This window comes from Pigmentiphaga sp. NML080357 (assembly GCF_002188465.1).
Lineage (GTDB): Bacteria > Pseudomonadota > Gammaproteobacteria > Burkholderiales > Burkholderiaceae_B > Pigmentiphaga.
This window is the reverse complement of the sequence record NZ_NINW01000049.1, coordinates 555,013-577,033: the sequence shown is the minus strand read 5'-3', so window position 1 is coordinate 577,033 and position 22,021 is coordinate 555,013. Positions and strand designations below refer to the sequence as shown.

The 22,021-nt window shown below is 67.5% G+C and carries 21 protein-coding genes; 10 read left to right on the top strand and 11 right to left on the bottom strand.

From position 1 onward, the window contains the following. Positions 1–12: 12 nt before the first annotated feature. The 6 genes from CDO44_RS25270 to CDO44_RS25250 form a co-directional block, all read right to left on the bottom strand. Complete coding sequence (locus CDO44_RS25270; RefSeq protein ID WP_087782977.1) at positions 13–228, bottom strand: DUF2970 domain-containing protein; 216 nt, start codon at positions 226–228, stop codon at positions 13–15. Next, on the bottom strand, positions 225–812 hold the full coding sequence (locus CDO44_RS25265) for a cytochrome c oxidase assembly protein (RefSeq protein WP_087782976.1): 588 nt from the start codon (positions 810–812) through the stop codon (positions 225–227). The genes CDO44_RS25270 and CDO44_RS25265 overlap by 4 nt, the downstream gene beginning before the upstream one ends. Positions 813–881: 69 nt before the next feature. After that, positions 882–992 carry a cytochrome oxidase small assembly protein gene (locus CDO44_RS28205; protein ID WP_233146348.1) on the bottom strand — a complete coding sequence of 37 codons (111 nt, stop codon included), beginning with the start codon at positions 990–992 and terminating at the stop codon, positions 882–884. Continuing rightward, positions 993–2,594 carry a cytochrome c oxidase subunit I gene (gene ctaD / locus CDO44_RS25260; protein ID WP_087782975.1) on the bottom strand — a complete coding sequence of 534 codons (1,602 nt, stop codon included), beginning with the start codon at positions 2,592–2,594 and terminating at the stop codon, positions 993–995. Between the two features lie 107 nt (positions 2,595–2,701). After that, positions 2,702–3,862, bottom strand: a complete 1,161-nt coding sequence (gene coxB / locus CDO44_RS25255) for a cytochrome c oxidase subunit II (protein WP_087782974.1) — start codon at positions 3,860–3,862, stop codon at positions 2,702–2,704. A 190-nt stretch (positions 3,863–4,052) separates the two neighbouring features. Beyond that, complete coding sequence (locus CDO44_RS25250; RefSeq protein WP_087782973.1) at positions 4,053–4,997, bottom strand: methyltransferase domain-containing protein; 945 nt, start codon at positions 4,995–4,997, stop codon at positions 4,053–4,055. Positions 4,998–5,164: 167 nt separating this feature from the next. Between CDO44_RS25250 and CDO44_RS25245 the strand changes: the two genes are divergently transcribed. The 6 genes from CDO44_RS25245 (at position 5,165) to aac(6') (ending at position 15,664) form a co-directional block, all read left to right on the top strand. Then, positions 5,165–5,971, top strand: a complete 807-nt coding sequence (locus CDO44_RS25245) for a ComF family protein (protein WP_233146347.1) — start codon at positions 5,165–5,167, stop codon at positions 5,969–5,971. 184 nt (positions 5,972–6,155) lie between these two features. Continuing rightward, positions 6,156–7,421, top strand: coding sequence for an MdtA/MuxA family multidrug efflux RND transporter periplasmic adaptor subunit (locus CDO44_RS25240; RefSeq protein WP_087783128.1), 1,266 nt, complete (start codon positions 6,156–6,158; stop codon positions 7,419–7,421). Continuing rightward, positions 7,418–10,534, top strand: coding sequence for an MdtB/MuxB family multidrug efflux RND transporter permease subunit (locus tag CDO44_RS25235; RefSeq protein WP_087782972.1), 3,117 nt, complete (start codon positions 7,418–7,420; stop codon positions 10,532–10,534). Before CDO44_RS25240 ends, CDO44_RS25235 begins: the two co-directional genes overlap by 4 nt. Then, positions 10,531–13,647 (top strand): multidrug efflux RND transporter permease subunit, encoded by a 3,117-nt coding sequence (locus CDO44_RS25230; RefSeq protein WP_087782971.1) that lies wholly within the window; start codon positions 10,531–10,533, stop codon positions 13,645–13,647. Before CDO44_RS25235 ends, CDO44_RS25230 begins: the two co-directional genes overlap by 4 nt. Beyond that, on the top strand, positions 13,644–15,197 hold the full coding sequence (locus CDO44_RS25225; protein ID WP_233146345.1) for an efflux transporter outer membrane subunit: 1,554 nt from the start codon (positions 13,644–13,646) through the stop codon (positions 15,195–15,197). The genes CDO44_RS25230 and CDO44_RS25225 overlap by 4 nt, the downstream gene beginning before the upstream one ends. Continuing rightward, positions 15,194–15,664 (top strand): aminoglycoside 6'-N-acetyltransferase, encoded by a 471-nt coding sequence (aac(6'), locus tag CDO44_RS25220; RefSeq protein WP_087782970.1) that lies wholly within the window; start codon positions 15,194–15,196, stop codon positions 15,662–15,664. The genes CDO44_RS25225 and aac(6') overlap by 4 nt, the downstream gene beginning before the upstream one ends. A gap of 16 nt (positions 15,665–15,680) precedes the next feature. On the opposite strand, the gene CDO44_RS28280 is transcribed toward aac(6'), so the two are convergent. From CDO44_RS28280 to CDO44_RS25210, 3 genes are read right to left on the bottom strand one after another with little or no spacing between them, the layout of a single operon-like run. After that, the gene (locus CDO44_RS28280; RefSeq protein WP_255407820.1) at positions 15,681–15,809 is read right to left on the bottom strand and encodes a hypothetical protein; all 129 of its coding nucleotides are present in this window, start codon (positions 15,807–15,809) and stop codon (positions 15,681–15,683) included. Positions 15,810–15,830: 21 nt separating this feature from the next. After that, positions 15,831–16,157: a VOC family protein gene (locus tag CDO44_RS25215; RefSeq protein ID WP_198951441.1), complete on the bottom strand. Its 327-nt coding sequence runs from the start codon at positions 16,155–16,157 to the stop codon at positions 15,831–15,833. A 9-nt stretch (positions 16,158–16,166) separates the two neighbouring features. Next, positions 16,167–16,520: a DUF1428 domain-containing protein gene (locus tag CDO44_RS25210; RefSeq protein WP_087782969.1), complete on the bottom strand. Its 354-nt coding sequence runs from the start codon at positions 16,518–16,520 to the stop codon at positions 16,167–16,169. A gap of 106 nt (positions 16,521–16,626) precedes the next feature. Here CDO44_RS25210 and CDO44_RS25205 point away from each other — a divergent pair, with 106 nt between their 5' ends. Then, positions 16,627–17,067 carry a MarR family winged helix-turn-helix transcriptional regulator gene (locus tag CDO44_RS25205; protein ID WP_087782968.1) on the top strand — a complete coding sequence of 147 codons (441 nt, stop codon included), beginning with the start codon at positions 16,627–16,629 and terminating at the stop codon, positions 17,065–17,067. A gap of 66 nt (positions 17,068–17,133) precedes the next feature. Here CDO44_RS25205 and CDO44_RS25200 read toward each other — a convergent pair whose 3' ends face one another. Further along, positions 17,134–17,598, bottom strand: a complete 465-nt coding sequence (locus CDO44_RS25200; RefSeq protein WP_087782967.1) for a DUF6644 family protein — start codon at positions 17,596–17,598, stop codon at positions 17,134–17,136. Between the two features lie 5 nt (positions 17,599–17,603). Next, positions 17,604–17,984: a DUF6152 family protein gene (locus tag CDO44_RS25195; protein ID WP_087782966.1), complete on the bottom strand. Its 381-nt coding sequence runs from the start codon at positions 17,982–17,984 to the stop codon at positions 17,604–17,606. 109 nt (positions 17,985–18,093) lie between these two features. Here CDO44_RS25195 and CDO44_RS25190 point away from each other — a divergent pair, with 109 nt between their 5' ends. The 3 genes from CDO44_RS25190 to CDO44_RS25180 all read left to right on the top strand — a co-directional run bounded on the left by CDO44_RS25190 (position 18,094) and on the right by CDO44_RS25180 (position 21,958). After that, entirely contained in the window at positions 18,094–18,921 is an 828-nt protein-coding gene (locus CDO44_RS25190) for an IclR family transcriptional regulator (protein ID WP_087782965.1), read from the top strand. Positions 18,922–19,071: 150 nt separating this feature from the next. After that, positions 19,072–21,411: a cytochrome P450/oxidoreductase gene (locus tag CDO44_RS25185; protein WP_087782964.1), complete on the top strand. Its 2,340-nt coding sequence runs from the start codon at positions 19,072–19,074 to the stop codon at positions 21,409–21,411. A 76-nt stretch (positions 21,412–21,487) separates the two neighbouring features. Continuing rightward, positions 21,488–21,958, top strand: coding sequence for a tRNA (cytidine(34)-2'-O)-methyltransferase (locus CDO44_RS25180; protein WP_087783126.1), 471 nt, complete (start codon positions 21,488–21,490; stop codon positions 21,956–21,958). Positions 21,959–22,021 lie beyond the last annotated feature (63 nt).

The following is a 22,021-nucleotide window of genomic DNA, read 5'->3' as shown; positions in this document are numbered from 1 at the left end:
ATCCTTGTTCTTCTAGCTGACGACCGCCCTGACGATCAGCAGCAGCACCACCACGAACACCACCGCCATCAGGATGCCGGCGATGATGACATAGATAGGATTGAGCTTGGCGGCATCGTTGCGGTAGTCCGCACCGCGCCTCAAGCCCGTGAACGACCACAGCACCGCGCCCAGGGTCTGGAAGAAGTTGAGCTTGCGGCCGGCCGCCGACTTCAGGTCGTCGCTCAACTCTTGTCCTCCGGCCGCGCGCCTGCCGCGGGCTGCGCGCCGGCCGACCGGCCGCCCACCTCGAAGAAGGTGTAGGACAGCGTGATCGTATGCACGTCCTTCGGCAGCTTGGGGTCCACCACGAAAACCACGGGAAACTGGCGCGTCTCGCGCGCCTTCAGGTCCTGCTGCGAAAAGCAGAAGCACTCGAGCTTCTTGAAGTACTGGCCGGCCAGCATGGGGGCGTAGCTCGGGATGGCCTGCCCGGCCATCTCGCGATCCTGCTGGTTGGCGATTTCGTAGACGATGGTGGCCAGTTCGCCCGGATTGACGTCCATCGAACCCTGCACGGGGCGGAACCGCCACGGCCCATGGATGTTCGCGTCGAACACGATCCTGACCGTCCGGCTGGTATCCACTTGCGTACTGCGCGCGAAGCGGGCCGCGTCCTCGTCCACCTTCGTCAGCACGTTGATGCCCGTGATCTCGCAGATGGCGCGATACATCGGCACCAGCGCGTACCCGAAGCCGAACATCAGCGCGATGATGACGGCCAGCTTGCCGAGCATCCGGCGGTTGTCCACTCCCTGATCCGACTTTTCCATAAGCACCTGCTCTCTACCTAGCGCCCTCCACGCCTCCATGCATGTCGCCGCAGGCGCGTGGGAGGTGACCTACCCCATCCAGACCTTGCGCAGGATCACCGCCAGGAAGAAAACGGCAACCAGAAGTGCCAGCGCAAGGCCCGTGCGCCGGTTGCGCCGGCGCTGCTCGGGAGTCACCATTTACTTGACCATGGGCGGCGTTTCGAACGAGTGGTACGGAGCCGGCGAAGGCAGCGTCCATTCCAGGCCGCCGTCCTCGGCACCCCACGGATTGGCGGGCGCCGGCTCGCCGTGGCCGCGATACGCCTTCAACACCACGTACAGGAACAACAGCTGCGACAGGCCGAACCAGAAGGCGCCGATGGTGGCGATCTGGTGGAAGTCGGTGAATTGCGCGGCATAGTCGGCATAGCGGCGGGGCATGCCGGCCAGGCCCAGGAAGTGCATCGGGAAGAAGGTGACGTTGAACGAGATCAGCGACGACCAGAAATGGATCTTGCCCAGCTTTTCGTCGTACATGACGCCCGTCCACTTGGGCAGCCAGTAGTAGGTGCCACCGAACAGCGCGAACAGCGAACCCGCCACCAGCACGTAATGGAAGTGCGCCACCACGTAGTAGGTATCCTGCACCTGGATGTCGATCGGCGCCACGGCGAGGATCAGGCCGGTGAAACCACCCATGGTGAACACGAAGATGAAGCCGATGGCGAACAGCATCGGGGTTTCGAAGGTCATCGCGCCGCGCCACATGGTCGCCAGCCAGTTGAAGATCTTCACGCCGGTGGGCACGGCGATCAGCATGGTGGCGTACATGAAGAACAGCTGGCCGGTGACGGGCATGCCGGTCGTGAACATGTGGTGGGCCCACACGATGAACGACAGGATGGCGATCGACGCGGTGGCATACACCATCGAGGCATAGCCGAACAGGCGCTTGCGGGCGAACACCGGCACGATCGACGACACGATGCCGAAGGCCGGCAGGATCATGATGTAGACCTCGGGATGCCCGAAGAACCAGAAGATGTGCTGGTACATGACGGGATCGCCGCCGCCGGCCGCGTTGAAGAACGAGGTGCCGAAGTGGCGGTCGGTCAGCACCATGGTGATGGCGCCGGCCAGCACGGGCATCACGGCGATCAGCAGGTAGGCGGTGATGAGCCAGGTCCAGCAGAACAGCGGCATCTTCATCAGCGTCATGCCGGGCGCGCGCATGTTCAGGATCGTGACGATGATGTTGATCGCGCCCATGATGGACGAAGCGCCCATGATGTGGACCGCGAAGATCGCGAAGTCCATGCCGGGGCCCATCTGGACCGACAGCGGCGCATAGAGCGTCCAGCCTGCGGCGGTGGCGCCGCCCGGCACGAAGAACGACACGGTCAGCAGGATGGCGGCGACGGGCAGCAGCCAGAAGCTGAAGTTGTTCATCCGCGCGAAGGCCATGTCGGAGGCGCCGATCTGCAGCGGGATCATCCAGTTCGCGAAGCCGACGAAGGCCGGCATGATCGCGCCGAACACCATGATCAGGCCGTGCATGGTGGTGAACTGGTTGAACAGCTCGGGCCGGAAGAACTGGATGCCCGGCTCGAACAGCTCGGTACGCAGCAGCAGCGCGAGCAGCCCCCCCTCCAGCAGCATCGTGAAGGAGAAGATCAGGTACATCGTACCGATGTCTTTGTGGTTCGTGGCGAACAGCCAGCGCCGCCAGCCAGTCGGATGGCCGTGGGCGTGGTCGTCATGATCGTGCCCGTGGGCGTGATCGATCGCGGTGCTGCTCATGATGGCTCCTTGCTGCTCCGTACTGCCGTCTTCGCTATCGTGACGAAGGCATCAATATGTGAAAACTGAACCGGTACTGCATGGCCGACCCAAGCGGCCGCTCGGCCCTAGCGGGCGGATTTCACGTCGGCCGGCTGCACGACGGGATCCTGGCCCTTGCCCGCATTGCTCCAGGCATGGCGGGTGTAGGTGATGACAGCGGCGATCTCCACGTCGGACAGGTGCGCGAACGAGGCCATGGCGGTGCCTGGGCGGCCCTTGAGCACGGTCTCGATCTGCTTGTCCTTGGGGCCCAGTACGGTCGGGTCGGCGTCCAGCGCGGGGAAGGTGCCCGGCACGCCCTTGCCGTTGGCCTGATGACAGGCCACGCAATTGGACGCGAACACCTTTTCGCCGCGGGTCTTGAGCTCGTCGGCCGTCCAGGTCTTGTTGGGATCGTCGGCGAGCGCGGCCATCTTGGCCTTCTGTTCTTCGACCCACTTACTATAGTCTTCTTCGGACACCACCTTCACCACGATGGGCATGAAGGCGTGGTCCTTGCCACAAAGCTCGGCGCACTGGCCGCGGAATTCGCCGATTTTCTCGGCCCGGAACCAGGTATCGCGCACGAAACCGGGGATGGCGTCCTGCTTCACGCCGAAGGCCGGCACCATCCAGGCATGGATGACGTCATTGGCGGTAGTGATGACGCGGACCTTCTTGTTGACCGGCACGACCAGGGGATTGTCGACCTCGATCAGGTAGTTGTCGCCCTTGGGCTCGGCGCCGGTGCGCTGGGCCATGGGGGTGGACAGGTTGGACAGGAAGGAAATGCCCTCGCCCTCGCCGTTGAGGTAGTCGTAACCCCATTTCCACTGGTAGCCGGTTGCCTTGACGGTGAGGTCGGCGTTGGAGGTGTCCTTCATCGCGACCACGGTCTTGGTGGCCGGCAGCGCCATGCCGATGACGATCAGGAACGGGATGACGGTCCAGGCGACTTCGACGCCTATGCTCTCGTGGAAGGAGGCGGGTTTGACGCCCCGGGACTTGCGGTGTGCCCAGATGGAATAGAACATCACCGCGAACACGCCGATGAAGATGACCAGGCAAATGCCCAGCATCATCCAGTGCAGCCATTCGATCTGCGCCGCGATGCTGGTGACCGGCTCGTGCAGATTGAGCTGATTGACTTTCGGGCCGCCGACACTGTCATTGACGGCAAGTGCAGCGCTGCTGGCCAACATGTTGACCACCATCGCCCCCAACGACCCACCCAACCACTTCTTCATGTCCGACCTCGAAGAACAGCGTTTAGTGTTATTCAGGCGGCCGAAACCGTGCGCAGCTTGCGCGGGCCCCCTCCGCCACAAAACTCCTCAACCATGCGCATTGGAAAATAATTATGTTGCGAGCGCATAGAATCGCAGGATTATACGGGTTGCCAGACGACCCCAGCAACCCGAGGTGCTTTGAGCAGGCTCAACGCATGCCGCCGCGGCCGATCGAGGAGACCGGAATGCGCGTCTCGCCGGGCGCGGCGCGGTACGACGCGGCGCGCCATGCATGGCCGTACGCGACCTCGGCGGTAAGCCGGATCAGGCCGTCCGGGCCGCGCCCGGCCTCGAGCGCGTCGGCGAGCCTGCGCCGCCACGCGGGCGTGGCGAGCCCTCGCCTGCGGCCGCGCGCGGGATTGCCGCCCAGCCGGCGCACGTCGTCGAGCAGGCTGTCCACGTGCCGATAGGTGAACGTGAGCGTCTCCTGGTCCATGACCGGGTCGGCGAATCCGCTTTCGATCAGCAGATCGCCGAAATCGTGCATGTCCACGAAGCTCGGCGTGGCCGTATCCAACCCGGCCCGCGCCACCGCGTCGCGCAATTCGCGGAACGTCCCCGGCCCGAGGCAGCTGAACATCGCCAGGCCTCCCGTGCGCAGGACGCGGCGCCATTCGGCCAGCACCGCATGAGGCTCGGGATGCCAGTGCAGCGCCATGTTGGACCAGACGAGATCCTGCGATTCCGGCGCCAGGCCGGTCGCGCCCATGTCGGCCTCGATGAACGCCGGCAGCCCCGATGCGGCGCGCCCCGCCAGCTTCAGCGCCGATTGCCGCAGGCGCGCGCCCAGGGACGGCAGGTGGCGCCGGCGAGCATGCTCCAGCACCGCCCCGCTCAGGTCCAGGCCGGTATAGGCCGCCCCGGGATAGCGCTCGTGCAGGCGGGCGTATGCCGCCCCGGCCCCGCAGCCCGCGTCCAGGATGGCCTTGGGAGCCAGGCGTATGTAGTCGAGCCGCTCGAACATGCGGACGCCGATCTCGCCGTAGAGGAACTGCCCCGCCTCCAGGTCGCCGCGGCGCCCGAACTGGCGCGCCACGTGTTCGCGCACCAGCGGCAGCGACGGCAGGCGTTCCGGATGGGAGTTTTCTGTCATTGGGTACCGCGCAAATATCCGAAGAATCCTTAAACTGCCACACGGCCGCCCCGCCGCGGCACGGCGGAAACGGCCCGCGGACCCACCCCGGCGCCGGGCCGCCGCCCCGGCCCGATGGCGCCCACGGGCGCGCAGCCAGCCTCCATGATGCCACTGCCAGGTTTTTCATGCCCACGCTCCCCCGCCTGCCCTTGCCGCGGTGGCGCTTCGCCGCCGCCATGCTTCGGGCGCTCGTTCCGTCCGATTGCCCGCTGTGCGCCGCCCGCAGCCGCGGCGGCCTGCTCTGCGCGGCGTGCGAAGAGTCCGTCTGCTGGGCTGCGCGCACGCCGGCCTCGCTCGGCCTGCCCTGGCGCTGCGGCCGCTGCGCCCTGCCGCTGCCGGAACACGACACGGCGTGCCCCGATTGCGCGGAGCGCGCGACCGCCTTCGAACGGACCATCATCGCCTTCGACTACGCCCCGCCGGCCGACGCCTTGATCCTGCAATTGAAGAACGGCCTGCGCTATGGACGGGCGGACCTGCTCGGGAACCTGCTGGCCGAAGCCGTGCGCCACCACGTCCTGCCCCTGGCTCCGGCGACCGTATTGGTTCCCATTCCGGCCTCCACCGCGTCGCTGCGGCGCCGCGGCTTCAATCCTGCGGCGGAAATCGCCCGGGCGCTGGGCAGGGACCTGGAACTGCCAGTACGGCGCGACCTCCTGCGGCGCGACCGGGAACAGGCCAAGCAAAGCAGCCTGGGGCGGCTGGGCAGGCGCCAGGCCGCGCAAAACCTGTATGCTTCTTCTCCCCGCGCGCGCGGGTTGCACATCGGCCTGGTCGACGACGTCATGACCACCGGCAGCACCATGCACGCGGCGGCAGCCGCGCTCCGCGCCGCCGGGGCGGCATCGGTCGTGGCGCTGGCTGCCGCGCGCACCCCCGGGCAATTCCCAGCCGCCCCGCCGCGGCGGCCACGGGCAGAATGGCGCGGCTGACGCGAACAAACGATTTCGATCGATTTCAAACCCCGGGTCCTTGTCAACACTTTGAGGTGCAACTGGAATACCTTAGAGGGCGCCGCGATGCGGGCTTTTTTCCGCGCGGCGAGATTCAGCAAGCCTTTTCCGGAACTCCATGGCCGACATCCCCCCCCAGCCCGAGCGGGCACCTTCTTCCTCCATGTCGAACGGCAAGAAAAAACGGCGCTGGCTCTGGCTGGCGATCGCCGTGATCCTGGCCGGTGCCGGATACTGGTGGTGGCACGCGAGCCATCGGCCCGCGCCGGCCGCAGGCGGCGGTCCGGGCGCACGGGGCCCGGCCGGACCCGGCGCCGCCGCCTTCCAGATGCCGACGCCGGTCCGGGTCGTGGCGGCGCGCGCCGAGGACATGAAGGTCTACATCAAGGCGCTCGGCACGGTCACTTCCTATAACACGGTCACCGTGCGCAGCAAGGTCGACGGCGAACTGCTGAAAGTGCTCTTCCAGGAAGGCCAGCTCGTCAAGGCCGGCGACCTGCTGGTGCAGATCGATCCCCGCCCCTACCAGGTGGCGCTGGCGCAGGCCCAGGGCACCCTGGAGCAGAACCGCGCCCAACTGGACAACGCCCGCCGCGACCTCGAACGCTACCAGACGCTCTACGCGCAGGACTCCATCGCGCGCCAGCAGGTCGACACCCAGACGGCCCTGGTGCGCCAGTACGAAGGGACGCTCAAGACCAACCAGGCGGCGGTGGACAACGCCCGGCTGCAGCTCGACTACACTCGCGTCACCGCGCCCATTTCGGGCCGGCTGGGCCTGCGCCAGGTCGATCAGGGCAACCTGGTCCGCAGCAGCGACACCAACGGACTGGTGATCATCACCCAGACCCAGCCCATTTCCGTGCTGTTCACCATCGCCGAGGGCGACCTGCCCGACGTCCTGACACCGTTGCGGGCCGGCAAGACCTTGACCGTGCAGGCCTACGACCGGGCCGACATCCGTCACATCGCCGACGGCGTGCTGACCACGGTCGACAACCAGATCGACACCACCACCGGCACCGTCAAGCTCAAGGCCCGCTTCGACAACAAGGACGAAAGCCTCTTTCCCAACCAGTTCGTCAACGTGCGGCTGCACGTGCGCACGCTGGCCGGCGCCACCGTCATTCCTACCGGCGCCGTGCAGCGCGGCACGCCCGGCACGTTCGTTTATGTGGTCAAGGAAGACAACACGGTCGCGCTGCGCGTGCTCAAGCTCGGTCCGGCGGATGGCGAACGGGTCGCCGTGCTCGATGGCCTCAAGCCCGGTGACCGGGTCGTGGTGGAAGGCGTCGACCGCCTGCGCGACGGCGCCCAGGTGCAGGTCGTGACCGGCACGGAAACGGTGCCCGAGGCCGCCGGCGGCCAGTTGCAACGCGGCGCCAACCAGGGCGCCCGCCGCCGCGCGACGGGACGCGCCGCGCCATGAATCCGTCGCGGATATTCATCCTGCGGCCCATCGCCACCTCGCTGGCGATGTTGGCGATCCTGCTGTCGGGTCTGATCGCCTACAGGATGCTGCCGGTGTCGGCGCTGCCCGAGGTGGACTACCCGACGATCCAGGTGGTCACGCAATATCCCGGCGCCAGTCCCGACGTCATGACTTCGCTGGTGACCGCGCCGCTCGAGCGCCAGTTCGGGCAGATGCCGGGACTCAACCAGATGTCGTCCATCAGCTCCGGCGGCGCCTCGGTCATCACGCTCAAGTTCAACCTCGACCTGCCGCTGGACGTGGCCGAACAGGAAGTGCAGGCGGCGATCAATGCCGGGTCGAACCTGCTGCCCGGCGACCTGCCCACCCCGCCCATCTACAACAAGGTCAACCCGGCTGACACGCCGGTCCTGACGCTTGCCATCAGTTCCCCCACCCTGCCGCTCTACCAGGTGCGCGACCTGATCGATACGCGCATGGCGCAGAAGATTTCGCAGGTCTCGGGCGTGGGCCTGGTAAGCATCGCCGGCGGCCAGCGGCCGGCCGTGCGCATCCGCGCCAATCCGCAGGCCCTGGCGGCCTACGGGCTTAACCTGAGCAATATCCGCACCGCCATCACCGGCGCCAACGTCAACCAGCCCAAGGGCAACTTCGACGGACCCACGCGGGCGACCACGCTCGACGCCAACGACCAGCTCAAGACCGTCGAGCAATACCGCGACCTCATCATCGCCTATACCAACAACGCGCCGGTGCGCCTGTCGGACGTGGCCGAGACCGTGCAGGACGCCGAGAACATCCGCCAGGCGGCCTGGGCCAACGGCAAGCCCGCGATCCTGCTCAACGTGCAGCGCCAGCCGGGCGCCAACGTGATCCAGGTGGTGGACAACATCCGCCGGCTGCTGCCCGACCTGCAGGCAGCACTGCCCAGCACGCTGGACGTCACGGTGCTCTCCGACCGGACCGAATCCATACGTTCCTCGGTCAAGGACGTGCAGTTCGAACTGATGCTGGCGGTCGCGCTGGTGGTGATGGTGACCTTCGTCTTCCTGCGCAACCTCACGGCCACCATCATTCCCAGCGTGGTCGTGCCGCTGTCGCTGATCGGCACCTTCGGCATCATGTACCTGGCCGGGTTCAGCATCAACAACCTGACGCTGATGGCGCTGACCATCGCCACCGGCTTCGTGGTGGACGACGCCATCGTCATGATCGAGAACATCGCCCGCTACCTCGAGCAGGGCGAGACGCCTGCGCAGGCGGCGCTCAAGGGCGCCGCGCAGATCGGCTTCACCCTGATTTCGCTCACCTTCTCGCTGATCGCCGTGCTCATCCCGCTGCTGTTCATGGGCGACGTGATCGGCCGGCTGTTCCGCGAATTCGCGATCACGCTGGCGGTGGCCATCCTGATCTCGCTGGTGGTGTCGCTGAGCCTGACGCCCATGATGTGTTCGAAATACCTGCGCCACATCCCGGACGAGGAACAAGGATGGTTCTACCGCAAGAGCGGCCAATGGTTCGACCGCATCATCGCCGGCTATGACCGCATGCTGCAGCGGGTGCTTGCCCACCAGCCGCTGACCCTGCTGGTGGCGCTGGGCACCCTGCTGCTGACCGTGCTGCTGTACGTGGCGATTCCCAAGGGCTTCTTTCCGCAGCAAGACACCGGCGTCATCCAGGCCATCAGCGAAAGCTCGCCGTCGGTGTCCTTTGCCGCCATGGCACGGCGCCAGCAGGCCGCGGCCGACATCATCCTGCGTGACCCGGACGTCGCCAGCCTGTCTTCCTTCATCGGCGTGGACGGCACCAACGCCACCCTCAACAGCGGGCGGCTGCAGATCAACCTGAAGCCCCACGGCGAACGCGGCGCCTCGGCGGCGCAGGTCATCGCCCGCCTGCAGCCCGAGCTCGACAAGCTCGAGGACATTCGGCTCTACATGCAGCCGGTACAAGACCTGACCATCGAGGACAGCGTCAGCCGCACCCAGTACCAATTCACGCTGCAGGACCCCGACCTGGAGAACCTGGGCATATGGACGCGCAAGCTGGTCGAGCGGCTGCAGTCGCTGCCGCAGCTGGCCGACGTGAACCACGACCTGCAGGACCGCGGACTGCAGACCTACGTCGAGATCGACCGCAACGCCGCCTCCCGGCTCGGCGTGACCGCGGCCGACATCAACAACGCCCTGTACGACGCGCTGGGCCAGCGGCTGATATCGACCATCTTCACCCAGGCCAACCAGTACCGGGTCGTGCTGGAAGTGGCCCCGCAGTTCCGGCAGAGCCCGGCCTCGCTGTCGCAGATCTACGTCCGCACCACCGACGGCAAGCAGGTGCCGCTGACCAACATCGTGCGCGTGTCCGAACGGACGACGCCCCTGTCCATCAGCCATCTGGGTCAGTTCCCGTCCGCCACGGTATCGTTCAACCTGGCGCCCGGCGCCTCGCTCAGCAGCGCCGTGGACGCGATCCTGCAGGCCGAGCGCGACATCGGCATGCCGCTGGGCATACAGACCAGCTTCCAGGGCGCGGCCCAGGCCTTCCAGGCCTCGCTCAACAGCACGCTGCTGCTGATCCTGGCCGCCATCGCGACGATGTATATCGTGCTGGGCGTGCTCTACGAGAGCTACATCCATCCCATCACCATCCTGTCCACGCTGCCCTCGGCCGGCGTGGGCGCGCTGCTGGCGCTGATGCTCGCCGGCAGCGACCTCGACATGATCGGGATCATCGGCATCATCCTCCTGATCGGCATCGTCAAGAAGAATGCCATCATGATGATCGACTTCGCGCTCGAAGCCGAGCGCAAGCAGGGCATGGCGCCGCGCGACGCCATCCACCAGGCGGCGCTGCTGCGCTTCCGGCCCATCCTGATGACCACCTGCGCCGCCCTGTTCGGCGCCGTGCCGCTGATGCTCAGCACGGGTAGCGGCGCCGAGCTGCGCCAGCCGCTCGGCATCGTCATGGTGGGCGGGCTGCTGGTCAGCCAGCTGCTCACGCTGTTCACCACCCCGGTCATCTACCTGATGTTCGACCGCCTGGGGCACGCGATGAATCGAAGGCGCGGCCGCCGCGCGGTCTCGGCAGGCCAGGCGGGCGGTGCGCCATGAATATTTCGGCGCCGTTCATCATGCGGCCGGTGGCCACCGTGCTGCTGTCGATCGCGGTGGTGCTTGCCGGCGCGCTGGCCTTCGTCAAGCTGCCGGTGGCGCCGCTGCCGCAGGTCGATTTCCCCACCATATCGGTGCGGGCCAGCCTGCCGGGGGCGAGCCCCGAAACCATGGCCTCGAGCGTCGCCACGCCGCTGGAGCGCTCGCTGGGCAGCATCGCCGGCATCAGCGAGATGACCTCGCGCAGCACGCAGGGCTCGACCAGCATCACGCTGCAGTTCGACCTGAGCCGCGACATCGACGGCGCCGCGCGCGACGTGCAGGGGGCCATCAATGCCGCCCGCAACATGCTGCCTTCTTCCCTGCGCAGCAACCCGACCTACACCAAGCGCAACCCGGCGTCGGCGCCGATCATGGTGCTGGCGCTCACCTCCGCGACGCTAGACCAGGGACAGCTCTACGACGTCGGCTCCACCATCCTCGCCCAGCGCATCGCGCAGATCAAGGGTGTTAGCGACGTGCAGGTGGGCGGCAGTTCGCTGCCGGCGGTGCGGGTGGAACTGAACCCCACGGCTCTCAACCAGTACGGCATCGCGCTCGACGAGGTGCGCACCGCGCTGAACAACGCCAACGCGCGCGGCCCCAAGGGCATGCTGGAGAACGACGAGACCAGCTGGCTGGTCGCCACCAACGACCAGCTGCGCAAGGCCCGGGAATACCGCGGGCTGGTCGTGGCCTACCGCAACGGCTCGCCCGTGCTGTTGAGCGACGTGGCGCGGGTCGAGGACTCGGTGGAAGACCTGTTCAACATGGGGTTCCTCAACAACAGCCCGGCCATCCTGCTGGTGGTGGGACGGCAGGCCGACGCCAACATCATCGAGACGGTGGACCGCATCCACGAGGCCCTGCCGCAGATGCGCGCCCTGCTGCCCGGCGACGTCGCCCTGACCGTGGCCCAGGACCGCACGCCCAGCATCCGCGCCTCGCTAGCCGAGGCCGAGCACACGCTCATCATCGCGGTCATCCTGGTCATCCTGGTCGTGCTGCTGTTCCTGCGCAACGTGCGCGCCGCGCTGATACCCAGCGTGGCGGTGCCGGTCTCGCTCATCGCCACCTTCGCCGTCATGTACCTGTGCGGCTACTCGCTCAATACCATGTCGCTGATGGCGCTGATCGTGGCCACCGGCTTCGTCGTCGACGACGCGATCGTGGTGCTGGAGAACATCGCCCGTCACCTGGAGACCGGCATGTCGCCGCTGCGCGCGGCGCTGCTCGGCTCGCGCGAGGTGGGCTTCACCGTGTTGTCGATGAGCCTGTCGCTGGTGGCGGTCTTCATTCCCATCCTGCTGATGGGCGACATCGTGGGCCGCCTGTTCCGCGAATTCTCGGTCACCCTGTCGGCGGCCATCCTGATCTCGCTGATCGTGTCGGTCACGCTCACGCCCATGATGTGCGCGCGCATGCTGCGGCCCGCGCGCGAAGAGCGGCCCCCGGGCCGGGTGGCGCGCGCGCTGGAATCGCTCCTGTCCGGCATGACGCGCGGCTACGGCAAGGCGCTGCAGTGGGTACTGCGGCATTCGCTGCTGACGCTGGTCGTGCTGCTGGTGGTCATCGGGCTGAACGTGTACCTGTACGTGAAGGTCCCGAAGGGCTTCTTCCCGCAGCAGGACACCGGGCAATTGATGGGTTTCATCCGCGCCGACCAGGGCACCTCGTTCCAGGCCATGCGGCCCAAGCTGGAATATTTCCGCAAGGTGGTGCTGGCCGACCCGGCGGTCGAGAGCATGGTGGGCTACAGCGGCGGACGCGGCGGCAGCAACACCAGTTTCATGATGATCCAGCTCAAGCCGCTGGCCGAACGCAAGGTTTCGGTGGACGAGGTCATGAACCGCCTGCGCGGCAAGCTGGGCAACGTGCCGGGCGCACGCATGTTCCTGATGCCCAACCAGGACATCCGCATCGGCGCGCGCATGTCAAATTCCGGCTACCAATATTCCTTGATGGCGTCCGAGCTGTCGGTGCTGCGGACCTGGATGCCGCGCGTCACGCGCGCGCTGGCGGCGCTGCCCGAGCTGACCGACATCGACGTCGACGTCGAGGACAAGGGGCGGCAGATCTCGCTGGAGATCGACCGCGAGACGGCCACGCGCCTGGGTGTGAACATGTCCATGATCGCGGCGGTGCTGAACAACTCCTTCAGCCAGCGGCAGGTCTCGGTCATCTACAACCCGCTCAACCAGTACCGGGTGGTGATGGAGGTCGACCAGCGCTTCGCCCAGGATGCCGGGGCGCTGGAAAAGGTCAACGTCATCACCGCGGACGGCAGCCGGGTGCCGCTGTCGGCCTTCGCGAAGTGGCGCATGACCAATGCGCCGCTGAGCGTCTCGCACGAGAGCCAGTTCGCCGCCGACACCATTTCGTTCAACCTCGCGCCCGGCGTGTCGCTGGAACAGGCCACGCGCGCGATCAACGACGCGGTGGCGCGCATCAGCCTGCCCACCACCGAGATCCAGGCCGGCTTCGCGGGCAGCGCCAAGGCGCTGCAGTCGGCGCTCAGCGCGCAGCCATGGCTGATCCTGGCGGCGCTCGTCACCATGTATCTGGTGCTGGGCATGCTCTACGAGAGCTACATCCATCCGCTCACCATCCTCTCGACCCTGCCGTCGGCGGGGCTGGGAGCGCTGCTGGCGCTGATGATGCTCGGGCGCGAGTTCACGCTCATCGCGCTGATCGGCGTCTTCCTGCTGATCGGCATCGTCAAGAAAAACGCGATCATGATGGTGGACTTCGCGCTCGATGCCGAGCGGCGGCGCGGGCTGAGCTCGCGCGAGGCCATCCACGAGGCCTGCCTGATGCGGTTCCGCCCCATCCTGATGACCACGATGGCCGCCATCCTGGGCGCCGTGCCGCTGGTCATCAGCACCGGCGCCGGCGCCGAGCTGCGCCAGCCGCTGGGCATCACCATCGTCGGCGGGCTCGTCGTCAGCCAGTTGCTGACGCTGTTCACCACGCCCGTGGTCTATCTGTACCTCGACCGCCTGCACCTGCGGGCGCAACGGCGCTGGGGCCGTCCGCGATCCGCGGGCCTGGCGCTACCCGGAGACAATCTATGAGCAAGACGTGGCCCGCGCGGGCGGGCACGCCCTCCAAACCCCTGCCGTCCCGCCGCCGTACGTTCGCCGCCGGCGCGCGCGTGGCGGCCGGCATCGCCCTGATCACCATGCTGGGGGCTTGCGCCATGGGGCCCGACTACGTGCGGCCGACCGTCGCCAGCGGCGTCCAGTTCAAGGAAGCGGCCGGCTGGAAAGCCGCCGAGCCGCGCGACGACGCGCACCGCGGACCATGGTGGGAGGTCTTCGGCGACCCCGAGCTGTCGCGCCTCATGGTCCAGGTGGCGACCGCCAACCAGACCGTCGCCCAGGCCGAGGCCCAATACCGGCAAGCCATGGCGGTGCTGCAGGCCACGCGCGCCGGCCAGTTCCCCAGTGTCAGCGCCAACGCCTCGGCCACCCGCAGCGGCACCGGCACGAGCAGCAGCACCACCACCAACAGCAGCGGCGTCGTGATCAGCCAGGGCGGCTCGCAAAGCATACGCAACCAGTTCAGCATGAATGCCACCGCCAGCTGGGAGGCCGATCTTTGGGGGCGGATCCGGCGCAGCGTCGAGGCCGACACCGCCAGCGCGCAGGCCAGCGCGGCCAACCTGGCCAATGCCCACCTGAGCGCGCAGGCCGAACTGGCGCGCAGCTATTTTCAATTGCGCATCATGGACGAGCAGCAACGGCTGCTCGAGGCCACGATCAAAGTCTATGAACGTTCGCTGCGCCTGAACGAGAACCGCTATGCGGTAGGCGTCGCGGCCAAGGCCGAGATCGCCCAGGCCCGCACGCAGCTGGAATCCACGCGCGCCCAGGCCGTCGACCTGCGCTGGCAGCGCGCCCAGCTGGAGCACGCCATTGCGATCCTGGTGGGGCAGCCGCCCTCCGCGTTCAGCCTCGCCCCGGCCGACTTCCGCGCCGTGCTGCCCGCCATTCCGGTGGGCTTGCCGTCGGAACTGCTGGAACGCCGGCCCGACATCGCCGCCGCGGAGCGCCAGGTACAGGCGGCCAATGCCCGCATCGGCGTCGCCCAGGCGGCCTATTTCCCCTCGCTGACCCTGTCCGCCTCGCTCGGCTATCGCAGTTCGCAATTCTCCGACTGGCTGACCGCGCCGGCCCGCTTCTGGTCGCTCGGCCCCGCGCTCGCCGCCCCCCTGTTCGATGCCGGCCTGCGGCGCGCACAGACCCGGCAAGCCGAAGCCACCTACGACCAGCAGGTCGCGGCCTACCGGCAGACCGTGCTGTCGGCGCTGGCTGAAGTGGAGAACTACCTGTCCCAGTTGCGCGTCATGGAGGAAGAGCAGGTCGTGCAACAGCGCGCCCTCGACGCGGCGCGCGAGTCGCTGCGGCTGACCACCAACCAGTTCGAATCCGGCCTGATCGACTACCTGAGCGTGGTGTCGGTGCAGACGGCGGCGCTCAGCAACGAGCGCACCGCGTTGTCGCTGCTGGGCAACCGGCTCGCGGCGAGCGTAAACCTCATCGCCGCGCTGGGAGGAGGCTGGCATGCGGACGCGCTTGCCTCGTCGCGCAACGAAACGTCCACGGGATCGACCACGCAATGAAAAACGACGCCTGCTCCATCGAACGCTGCGGTCCCGCCGACATCGACGAATGGGCGCGGATGCGCGACGCCCTGTGGCCAGGGGACACGCTTGCGTCGCATCGGGAAGAGCTCGAGGCGATGCTGGCCGGGGCGGGCACGGAAGTGGCGTGGATCGCCCGCGATGACCAGGGCCGCGCCGTGGGTTTTGCCGAAGCCTCGCTGCGGCACGACTACGTGAACGGTTGCACGTCTACGCCCGTCGGCTTTCTCGAAGGCATCTACGTGGTCCCTGACCGGCGGCGCCAAGGCATAGCGCGGCGGCTATGCGGGGCGGCCGAGGACTGGGCGCGGTCCATGGGTTGCATGGAATTCGCTTCCGATGCGGCGGCCGACGCGATCGCCTCGCACCGCATGCACCAGGCCCTGGGGTTCGAGGAAACCGAGCGGGTGGTGTATTTCCGCAAGCCGCTGGAAAGCCAGGCATAGCCCGCGCCCCGGACTCCTAGCCTCCCCGCGCCGCCGCCTCCAGGCCCGCAACGTCCAGCTTCACCATCTTGAGCATGGCCTCGGACACTCGCTTGGCCGCGGCCGGATCGCCGCTCTGCATCAGCTCGCCCAGGCGCTTGGGCACGATCTGCCAGCACAGTCCCCATCAATCGCGCAGCCAGCCGCACCGCTCGATCGAACCGCCTTCCTTCAGCGCATCCCAAAGGCGGTCGACCTCGGCCTGGTCCTCGCACTCGACGTGGATCGAGAAAGAGTGATTGAACGGATCCAGCGGCCCGGCCTCGATCGCCATGTAGCGCTGGTCACCCAGCTTGAACGAGGCAAGGTGCACGCTGCCGGCCGGCCCGCTCGGGGTATCCGCGGGAATCGGCGTCGTCCACTCGATCGACGAGCCGGGGATCAGCGATGTATAGAAGCGGATCGCCGCGTCCATGTCGGCGGCGAACCAGAGGTGCTGAGTAACCTTGGCCATCGGCTTCCCCTATACGTCCAGGAGGGGAACGAAGCCGCCGATGATCATCCGCTTGCCGTCGAAGGGCATGGTCTCGCCCATGGCCTGCATGCGCGGATCGGTCATCATTTTCTGCACGGCGGCGTCGCGCACCTCTTTCGACGGGTACTCGAACCAGCTGAACACCACGACCTCGTCGTCCTTGGCCTGGACGGCGCGGCGAAAATCGGTGAGCTTGCCCTCCGGCACGTCGTCCCCCCAGCATTCGACCATGCGCGTGACGCCGAACTCCTTGAACAGCGGCGCCGCGTCGGCGGCGTGCTTGCGGTAGAGCTCCTTGTTGGCGGCGGGCACGGCTGCGACAAACCCTTCTACGTACTTCATCGTCGGTCTCCTTGCGGACTGAATGGGCGGGATGAACGCCATCCCTGGTAGCGATCATGCATCGCCAATTTGACATTTACGTTGATATCAACATAATAAACGGACCATGTCAAAGAAAATTCCGTTCGCCGCCACGCTCGAGGTACGCGATGCCTGCCTGTGCCTTCACGTGCAGCGCGCCGCACGGGCGCTGGGCAAGCGCTTCGACGAGGCCCTGCGGCCCGTGGGCTTGACCAATGGGCAGTTTTCGCTGCTGATGTCGCTCAATCGTCCGGAGCCGCCGCCCATGGCGCCCGTGGCCCGGTTGCTGGCCATGGACAGGACGACGCTCACCGCGGCCTTGAAGCCGCTCGAGCGCGAAGGGCTGGTGCGCGTGGAAGTGGATCCCGCGGACCGGCGCAGCCGTCTGCTGGTCCTGACCGACAAGGGGCACGCGGCGCTGGCTCGGGCGCTGCCGATCTGGCGCGCCACCCACAGGGCGATCGAATCCGCGCTGGACGGGCTCTCGGCGGACGAATTGCGCGCAGGGCTGGCCGCGCTGTCCTGAAAGACCTGCGGCGTGCGGGGCCAGACGGCGCCGCTGAACCGTACGCCTCCCCCGGTACAAACCCGTCTACAGGAAGCCGATCCACCGGCCCGCCAGGATGGCCGACAGCCAGACCAGCATGGACCCGGCGGCCTGGGCGCGGACGGTCAGGGGCACCCGCGGCTCTCCGAGGGCCCGGCGCCACGCGCGGCTCCGGTGCAGGACCGCGGCATTCAGGATGCCGAGCGCAAGCAGACCGAGCTTGGCCAGAAACGCGGGGTTGGCCGCATATTCGGCCGGCCGCACCGAGAACAGCCAGAATCCCGTGAGCATCGCCAGGACCAGCCCGGCGGCGGCCATGCGGGACAGGAACGGCCCGGCCGACGCCAGCGGCAGGGCCGGGAACACCCCCAGCAAGCGCAAGTCGAGGGCCACGATGGCGCCCAGCAGCACGCCTATGGAGGCAATATGCGCGGCGTTGACGAACAGGTAGGCCGTGCCTGAGTGCCGCAGCACGGCGGCGTGAGGCAGGCTCTCCAGCCATTCGAGCATGCGGGTCAGCGCCGGATGCGTTCGGGATAGATGTCGTAGGTCTTGCCGCCCACCGAGATCTGCACCGCCTTCATGCGCTTCTCGGCGCGGTCTTGCGAACGGTTGCCGGTGGCGACGACGGCGTCGCCGGGCTTGGCCGACCCTTCCACGAAGCCCGCGCGCTGCGTTTGGGACGGGTTGCCCAGCTCGACCCGCCAAAGGCCGTCATCGGCGGTCTGCACGTCCAGCCAGGGATGCGGCGGAGCGATCTGCACCTGCTTGACGACCCCGCGCAGCTGCATTTGCTCGGCCTCGGCCCAGGACCAGCCGTGATGGGCCCAGGCGGTGGCTGTGCCTGCCGCGATGGCCAGCGCGGCGACGAGGATTGCCGTTGATCGTAGGGACATGCGCGCCTCCTGCGGGAGATGAGACGACCACTATAGCGGCAAGCCATGACGCGAGATAGCGTCCACCTTTGCGTAACATATCGCTCGTTGCGCAACCCCAGGCCCTTTCATGGCAAGCAAGCCCTCCCCCGCCTCGACGACCGGCACGCCGGCAACCAAGACCGCATCCCGCCGCAGCAAGGTGCAGTCGGCCGGCACCGGCATGACGGTGCTCAAGACCCTGGCCGCCATGGGCGGGGCCGCCTCGCTCACCGCGCTGGCGGGACGGCTGGGCGAGAGTCCCGCCAAGGTCCACCGCTACCTCGCCAGCCTGGTGGAGGCCGACTTCGTCATCCAGGACCCGGTCACCTCGCGGTATCTGCTCGGCCCCGAATCGCTGGCCATCGGCCTGGCCGCCATGCGCCAATCGGATGCGCTGACCCTGGCTTCGACCGAACTGGCGCGGCTGAACGAGTCGCACAACCTGTCGTGCTTCGTCTCCGTACTGGGCAATTGCGGCCCGACCATCGTGCGCTGGAGCGAACCGGCGCAGCCGGTCGCCGTCAACGTGCGCGTGGGATCGGTCATGCCGGTGCTGTGGTCGGCCACCGGCCGCGCCTTCGGCGCCTTCTGCCGCTCGGCCGTGCTGGACGCGCTGATCGCGAGGGAGCTGGACGGCGCGACGGCGGACCAGCGCCGCCAGGTGGCGGACCGGCCGGCGGCGGACCGCCTGTTCGAGCAGATCCGGAACCAGGGCTGCGCACCCGTGCGCGACCTGATGCTCAACGGCATCAGTGCCGTCGCGGCGCCCGTTTTCAACGCCGACGGCAGCGTCACCGTGGTCATGACCGCGCTCGGGCCTTCCGGCGCCTTCGACCCCGCGCCCGAAGGCGAGATCGCCGGGGCCGTGCGTGGGGCGGCAGGAGCCGTCAGCAGGCGCCTGGGCTACGGCCTCTAGCGTCTGCCCCCCGGCGGCGGGGAACGCTGCCCGCGACGGTACCTCGACGAACGACGAGGCTAGGTGTTATCGTCAGTTCTGTTTTTACGCATTGCGTACAATAATTACGCAAATGATTCCATCCTCGGGATCCGGCAACAGGAGACGACCATGGCTGCGACCCCGCCCCGCGCCGCAGGCTGCCCCATCCACCAGTCCGCGCCAGCCGGCACAGGCCCGACCGGCTGCCCCATCAGCGCGCGCGCCGCCGAGTTCGATCCCTTCGGCGACGGTTATCAGCAAGACCCGCCCGAATACGTCCGCTGGGCGCGCGAGCAGGAACCGATTTTCTACAGTCCGAAGCTGGGGTACTGGGTGGTCACGCGCTATGACGCGATCAAGGCCATCTTCCGCGACAACCTCACCTTCAGCCCCTCGATCGCGCTGGAGAAGATCACCCCCACCGGCCCCGAGGCCAACGCCGTGCTCGAGCAGTACGGCTATGCGATGAACCGCACGCTGGTCAACGAGGACGAGCCCGCGCACATGCCGCGCCGGCGCATCCTCATGGAGCCCTTCACGCCCGAGCATCTCAGGCACCACGAACCCATGGTGCGGCGGCTGGCGCGCGAATACGTGGACCGCTTCATCGACGACGGCCGCGCCGACCTGGTCGACCAGATGCTGTGGGAAGTGCCGCTGACCGTGGCGCTGCATTTCCTCGGCGTGCCCGAGGAAGACATGGACACGCTGCGGCGCTACTCGATCGCCCATACGGTGAACACCTGGGGCCGCCCCAAGCCGGAGGAACAAGTGGCCGTGGCCCATGCCGTGGGCAACTTCTGGCAATATGCCGGCAAAGTGCTGGAAAAGATGCGCCAGGATCCGGACCAGCCCGGCTGGATGCGCTACGGCATACGCAAGCAGAAAGAGCACCCGGAGGTCGTGACCGACTCCTACCTGCATTCGATGATGATGGCCGGCATCGTCGCCGCTCACGAAACCACGGCCAACGCGACCGCCAACGCGATCAAGCTGCTGCTGCAGCATCCGGACGCCTGGCGCGAGATCTGCGAGGACCCCAGTCTCATCCCCAATGCGGTCGAGGAATGCCTGCGCCACAACGGCTCGGTGGCCGCCTGGCGCCGGCTGGTCACCCGCGATACGCAGATCGAGGGCGTGGACGTTCCCGCAGGCTCCAAGCTGCTCATCGTCACCTCGTCGGCCAACCATGACGACCGCCACTTCGCCGACGCCGATTTCTTCGACATCCGGCGCGAGAACTCCAGTGACCACCTGACCTTCGGCTACGGTTCGCACCAGTGCATGGGCAAGAACCTGGCGCGGATGGAAATGCAGATCTTCCTGGAAGAGCTCACGCGCCGACTGCCCCACATGCGCCTGGCCGAACAGCGCTTCACCTACGTGCCCAATACCTCGTTCCGGGGGCCGGAGCACCTGTGGGTGGAATGGGATCCGGCGCAGAACCCCGAGCGCCGCAATCCCGCCCTCCTGCGGACGCAGGTTCCGGTGCGCATCGGCGAGCCCTCGCGCCATGCCATCGCCCGCCCCGTCGTGGTGGAAAGCGTCACCCGCGTGGCCGACGGCATCCTGAAGCTGCGCCTGGTCTCGCCCGACGGCCGCGCGCTGCCGCGGTGGACGCCCGGCTCGCACATCGACGTGGAATGCGGCGACCCGGACCGGTCGCGCCAGTACTCGCTGTGCGGAGACCCGGCCGACACGGGAGCGCTGGAAATCGCCGTCCTGCACGAGCCCGAGGGACGCGGCGGCTCTTCCTGGATCCACGGCCAAGTGCGAGCCGGCGACAGGCTGCGGATACGCGGGCCGCGCAACCACTTCCGCATGGACGAAGCGGCGAAGAAGCTCATCTTCATCGCCGGCGGCATCGGCATCACGCCCATCAGCGCCATGGCCCGCCGGGCCCGGGAGCTGGGCCTGGACTACGAGCTGCACTACAGCGGCCGCCGGCGCGCCGGCATGGCCTTCCTGGACGAACTGGCCGCGCTGCATGGCGAGCGGCTGCACGTGTATGTCTCCGAGGAGGGCCGGCGCAACGACCTGGCCGCCTTGCTCGGCCAGCCGCGCGAAGGCTGGCAGGTCTGCGCCTGCGGCCCCAAGCGCATGCTGGAGGCGCTCGAGGCGCACTGCGCCGCCTGGCCCGACGATGCGCTGCGCATCGAACACTTCGAATCGAACCTGGCCCAGCTCGACCCGGCCCGGGAACACGCATTCGAAGTGGAACTGAAGGATTCCGGCATCACCGTGGCGGTGCCGGCGGACCGCACTGTGCTGGCATCGCTGCGCGCCGCCAACATCGACGTGCCCAGCGACTGCGAGGAAGGGCTGTGCGGCTCGTGCGAAGTGCGCGTGCTGGCCGGCGAGATCGATCACCGTGACATGGTGCTCACCAAGGCGGAGCGGGAAGCGAACGACCGGATGATGACGTGCTGTTCGCGCGCCTGCGGAGGGAAGCTGGTGTTGGAACTGTAGCGGCGGACCTGCCGCAGAAACTCGTCATTGCGGGATGCGGTACCATCGCCCCATTGTTTCGGTTACATCCCGCACCGTGTTCCACGTCGTCCTCGTCCATCCGGAAATCCCTCCCAATACCGGCAACGCCATCCGGCTCGCCGCCAATACCGGCGTGCAGTTGCACCTGGTGCGCCCGCTGGGATTCGAGCTCGAGGATGCCAAGCTGCGGCGGGCGGGCCTGGACTACCACGAATGGGCGTCGGTCAAGGTGCACGACGACCTCGGCGCCGCGATCGCGGCAACCGGCGCGGCGGCGGACCGGGTGTTCGCCTTCACCACGCGGGGATCCAGGTTGTTCGGAACGGCGACGTTCCAGGCGGGCGACGTATTCGTGTTCGGCAGCGAGACCGCGGGATTGCCGCCCGCGATCCGGGACGCGTTCCCGCCGGACCAGCGGCTGCGGCTGCCCATGCGGCCGGGGCAGCGCAGCCTGAATCTGTCCAACTCCGTCGCGGTAGTCGTGTTCGAGGCCTGGCGCCAGGCGGGATATGCGGGCGGACTCTAGGCGCTGTTCGCGACTAAGATACGAACGACCGGGCGCGCTCGCCCGCATCGCTTTTCAGGCGGC

What these genes read in the sequence shown, in the direction of transcription:
- CDO44_RS25245 (WP_233146347.1), top strand. Translation starts at nt 5,165, where the DNA reads ATGCCCACGCTCCCCCGCCTGCCCTTGCCGCGGTGGCGCTTCGCCGCC.
- CDO44_RS25210 (WP_087782969.1), bottom strand. Translation starts at nt 16,520, where the DNA reads ATGAAGTACGTAGAAGGGTTTGTCGCAGCCGTGCCCGCCGCCAACAAG.
- CDO44_RS25200 (WP_087782967.1), bottom strand. Translation starts at nt 17,598, where the DNA reads ATGCTCGAATGGCTGGAGAGCCTGCCTCACGCCGCCGTGCTGCGGCAC.
- ctaD (WP_087782975.1), bottom strand. Translation starts at nt 2,594, where the DNA reads ATGAGCAGCACCGCGATCGATCACGCCCACGGGCACGATCATGACGAC.
- CDO44_RS25235 (WP_087782972.1), top strand. Translation starts at nt 7,418, where the DNA reads ATGAATCCGTCGCGGATATTCATCCTGCGGCCCATCGCCACCTCGCTG.
- coxB (WP_087782974.1), bottom strand. Translation starts at nt 3,862, where the DNA reads ATGAAGAAGTGGTTGGGTGGGTCGTTGGGGGCGATGGTGGTCAACATG.
- CDO44_RS25250 (WP_087782973.1), bottom strand. Translation starts at nt 4,997, where the DNA reads ATGACAGAAAACTCCCATCCGGAACGCCTGCCGTCGCTGCCGCTGGTG.
- CDO44_RS25215 (WP_198951441.1), bottom strand. Translation starts at nt 16,157, where the DNA reads ATGGCCAAGGTTACTCAGCACCTCTGGTTCGCCGCCGACATGGACGCG.
- CDO44_RS25185 (WP_087782964.1), top strand. Translation starts at nt 19,072, where the DNA reads ATGGCTGCGACCCCGCCCCGCGCCGCAGGCTGCCCCATCCACCAGTCC.
- CDO44_RS25230 (WP_087782971.1), top strand. Translation starts at nt 10,531, where the DNA reads ATGAATATTTCGGCGCCGTTCATCATGCGGCCGGTGGCCACCGTGCTG.
- CDO44_RS25190 (WP_087782965.1), top strand. Translation starts at nt 18,094, where the DNA reads ATGGCAAGCAAGCCCTCCCCCGCCTCGACGACCGGCACGCCGGCAACC.
- CDO44_RS25240 (WP_087783128.1), top strand. Translation starts at nt 6,156, where the DNA reads ATGTCGAACGGCAAGAAAAAACGGCGCTGGCTCTGGCTGGCGATCGCC.
- CDO44_RS25265 (WP_087782976.1), bottom strand. Translation starts at nt 812, where the DNA reads ATGGAAAAGTCGGATCAGGGAGTGGACAACCGCCGGATGCTCGGCAAG.
- CDO44_RS25205 (WP_087782968.1), top strand. Translation starts at nt 16,627, where the DNA reads ATGTCAAAGAAAATTCCGTTCGCCGCCACGCTCGAGGTACGCGATGCC.
- CDO44_RS25225 (WP_233146345.1), top strand. Translation starts at nt 13,644, where the DNA reads ATGAGCAAGACGTGGCCCGCGCGGGCGGGCACGCCCTCCAAACCCCTG.
- CDO44_RS28205 (WP_233146348.1), bottom strand. Translation starts at nt 992, where the DNA reads ATGGTGACTCCCGAGCAGCGCCGGCGCAACCGGCGCACGGGCCTTGCG.
- CDO44_RS25195 (WP_087782966.1), bottom strand. Translation starts at nt 17,984, where the DNA reads ATGTCCCTACGATCAACGGCAATCCTCGTCGCCGCGCTGGCCATCGCG.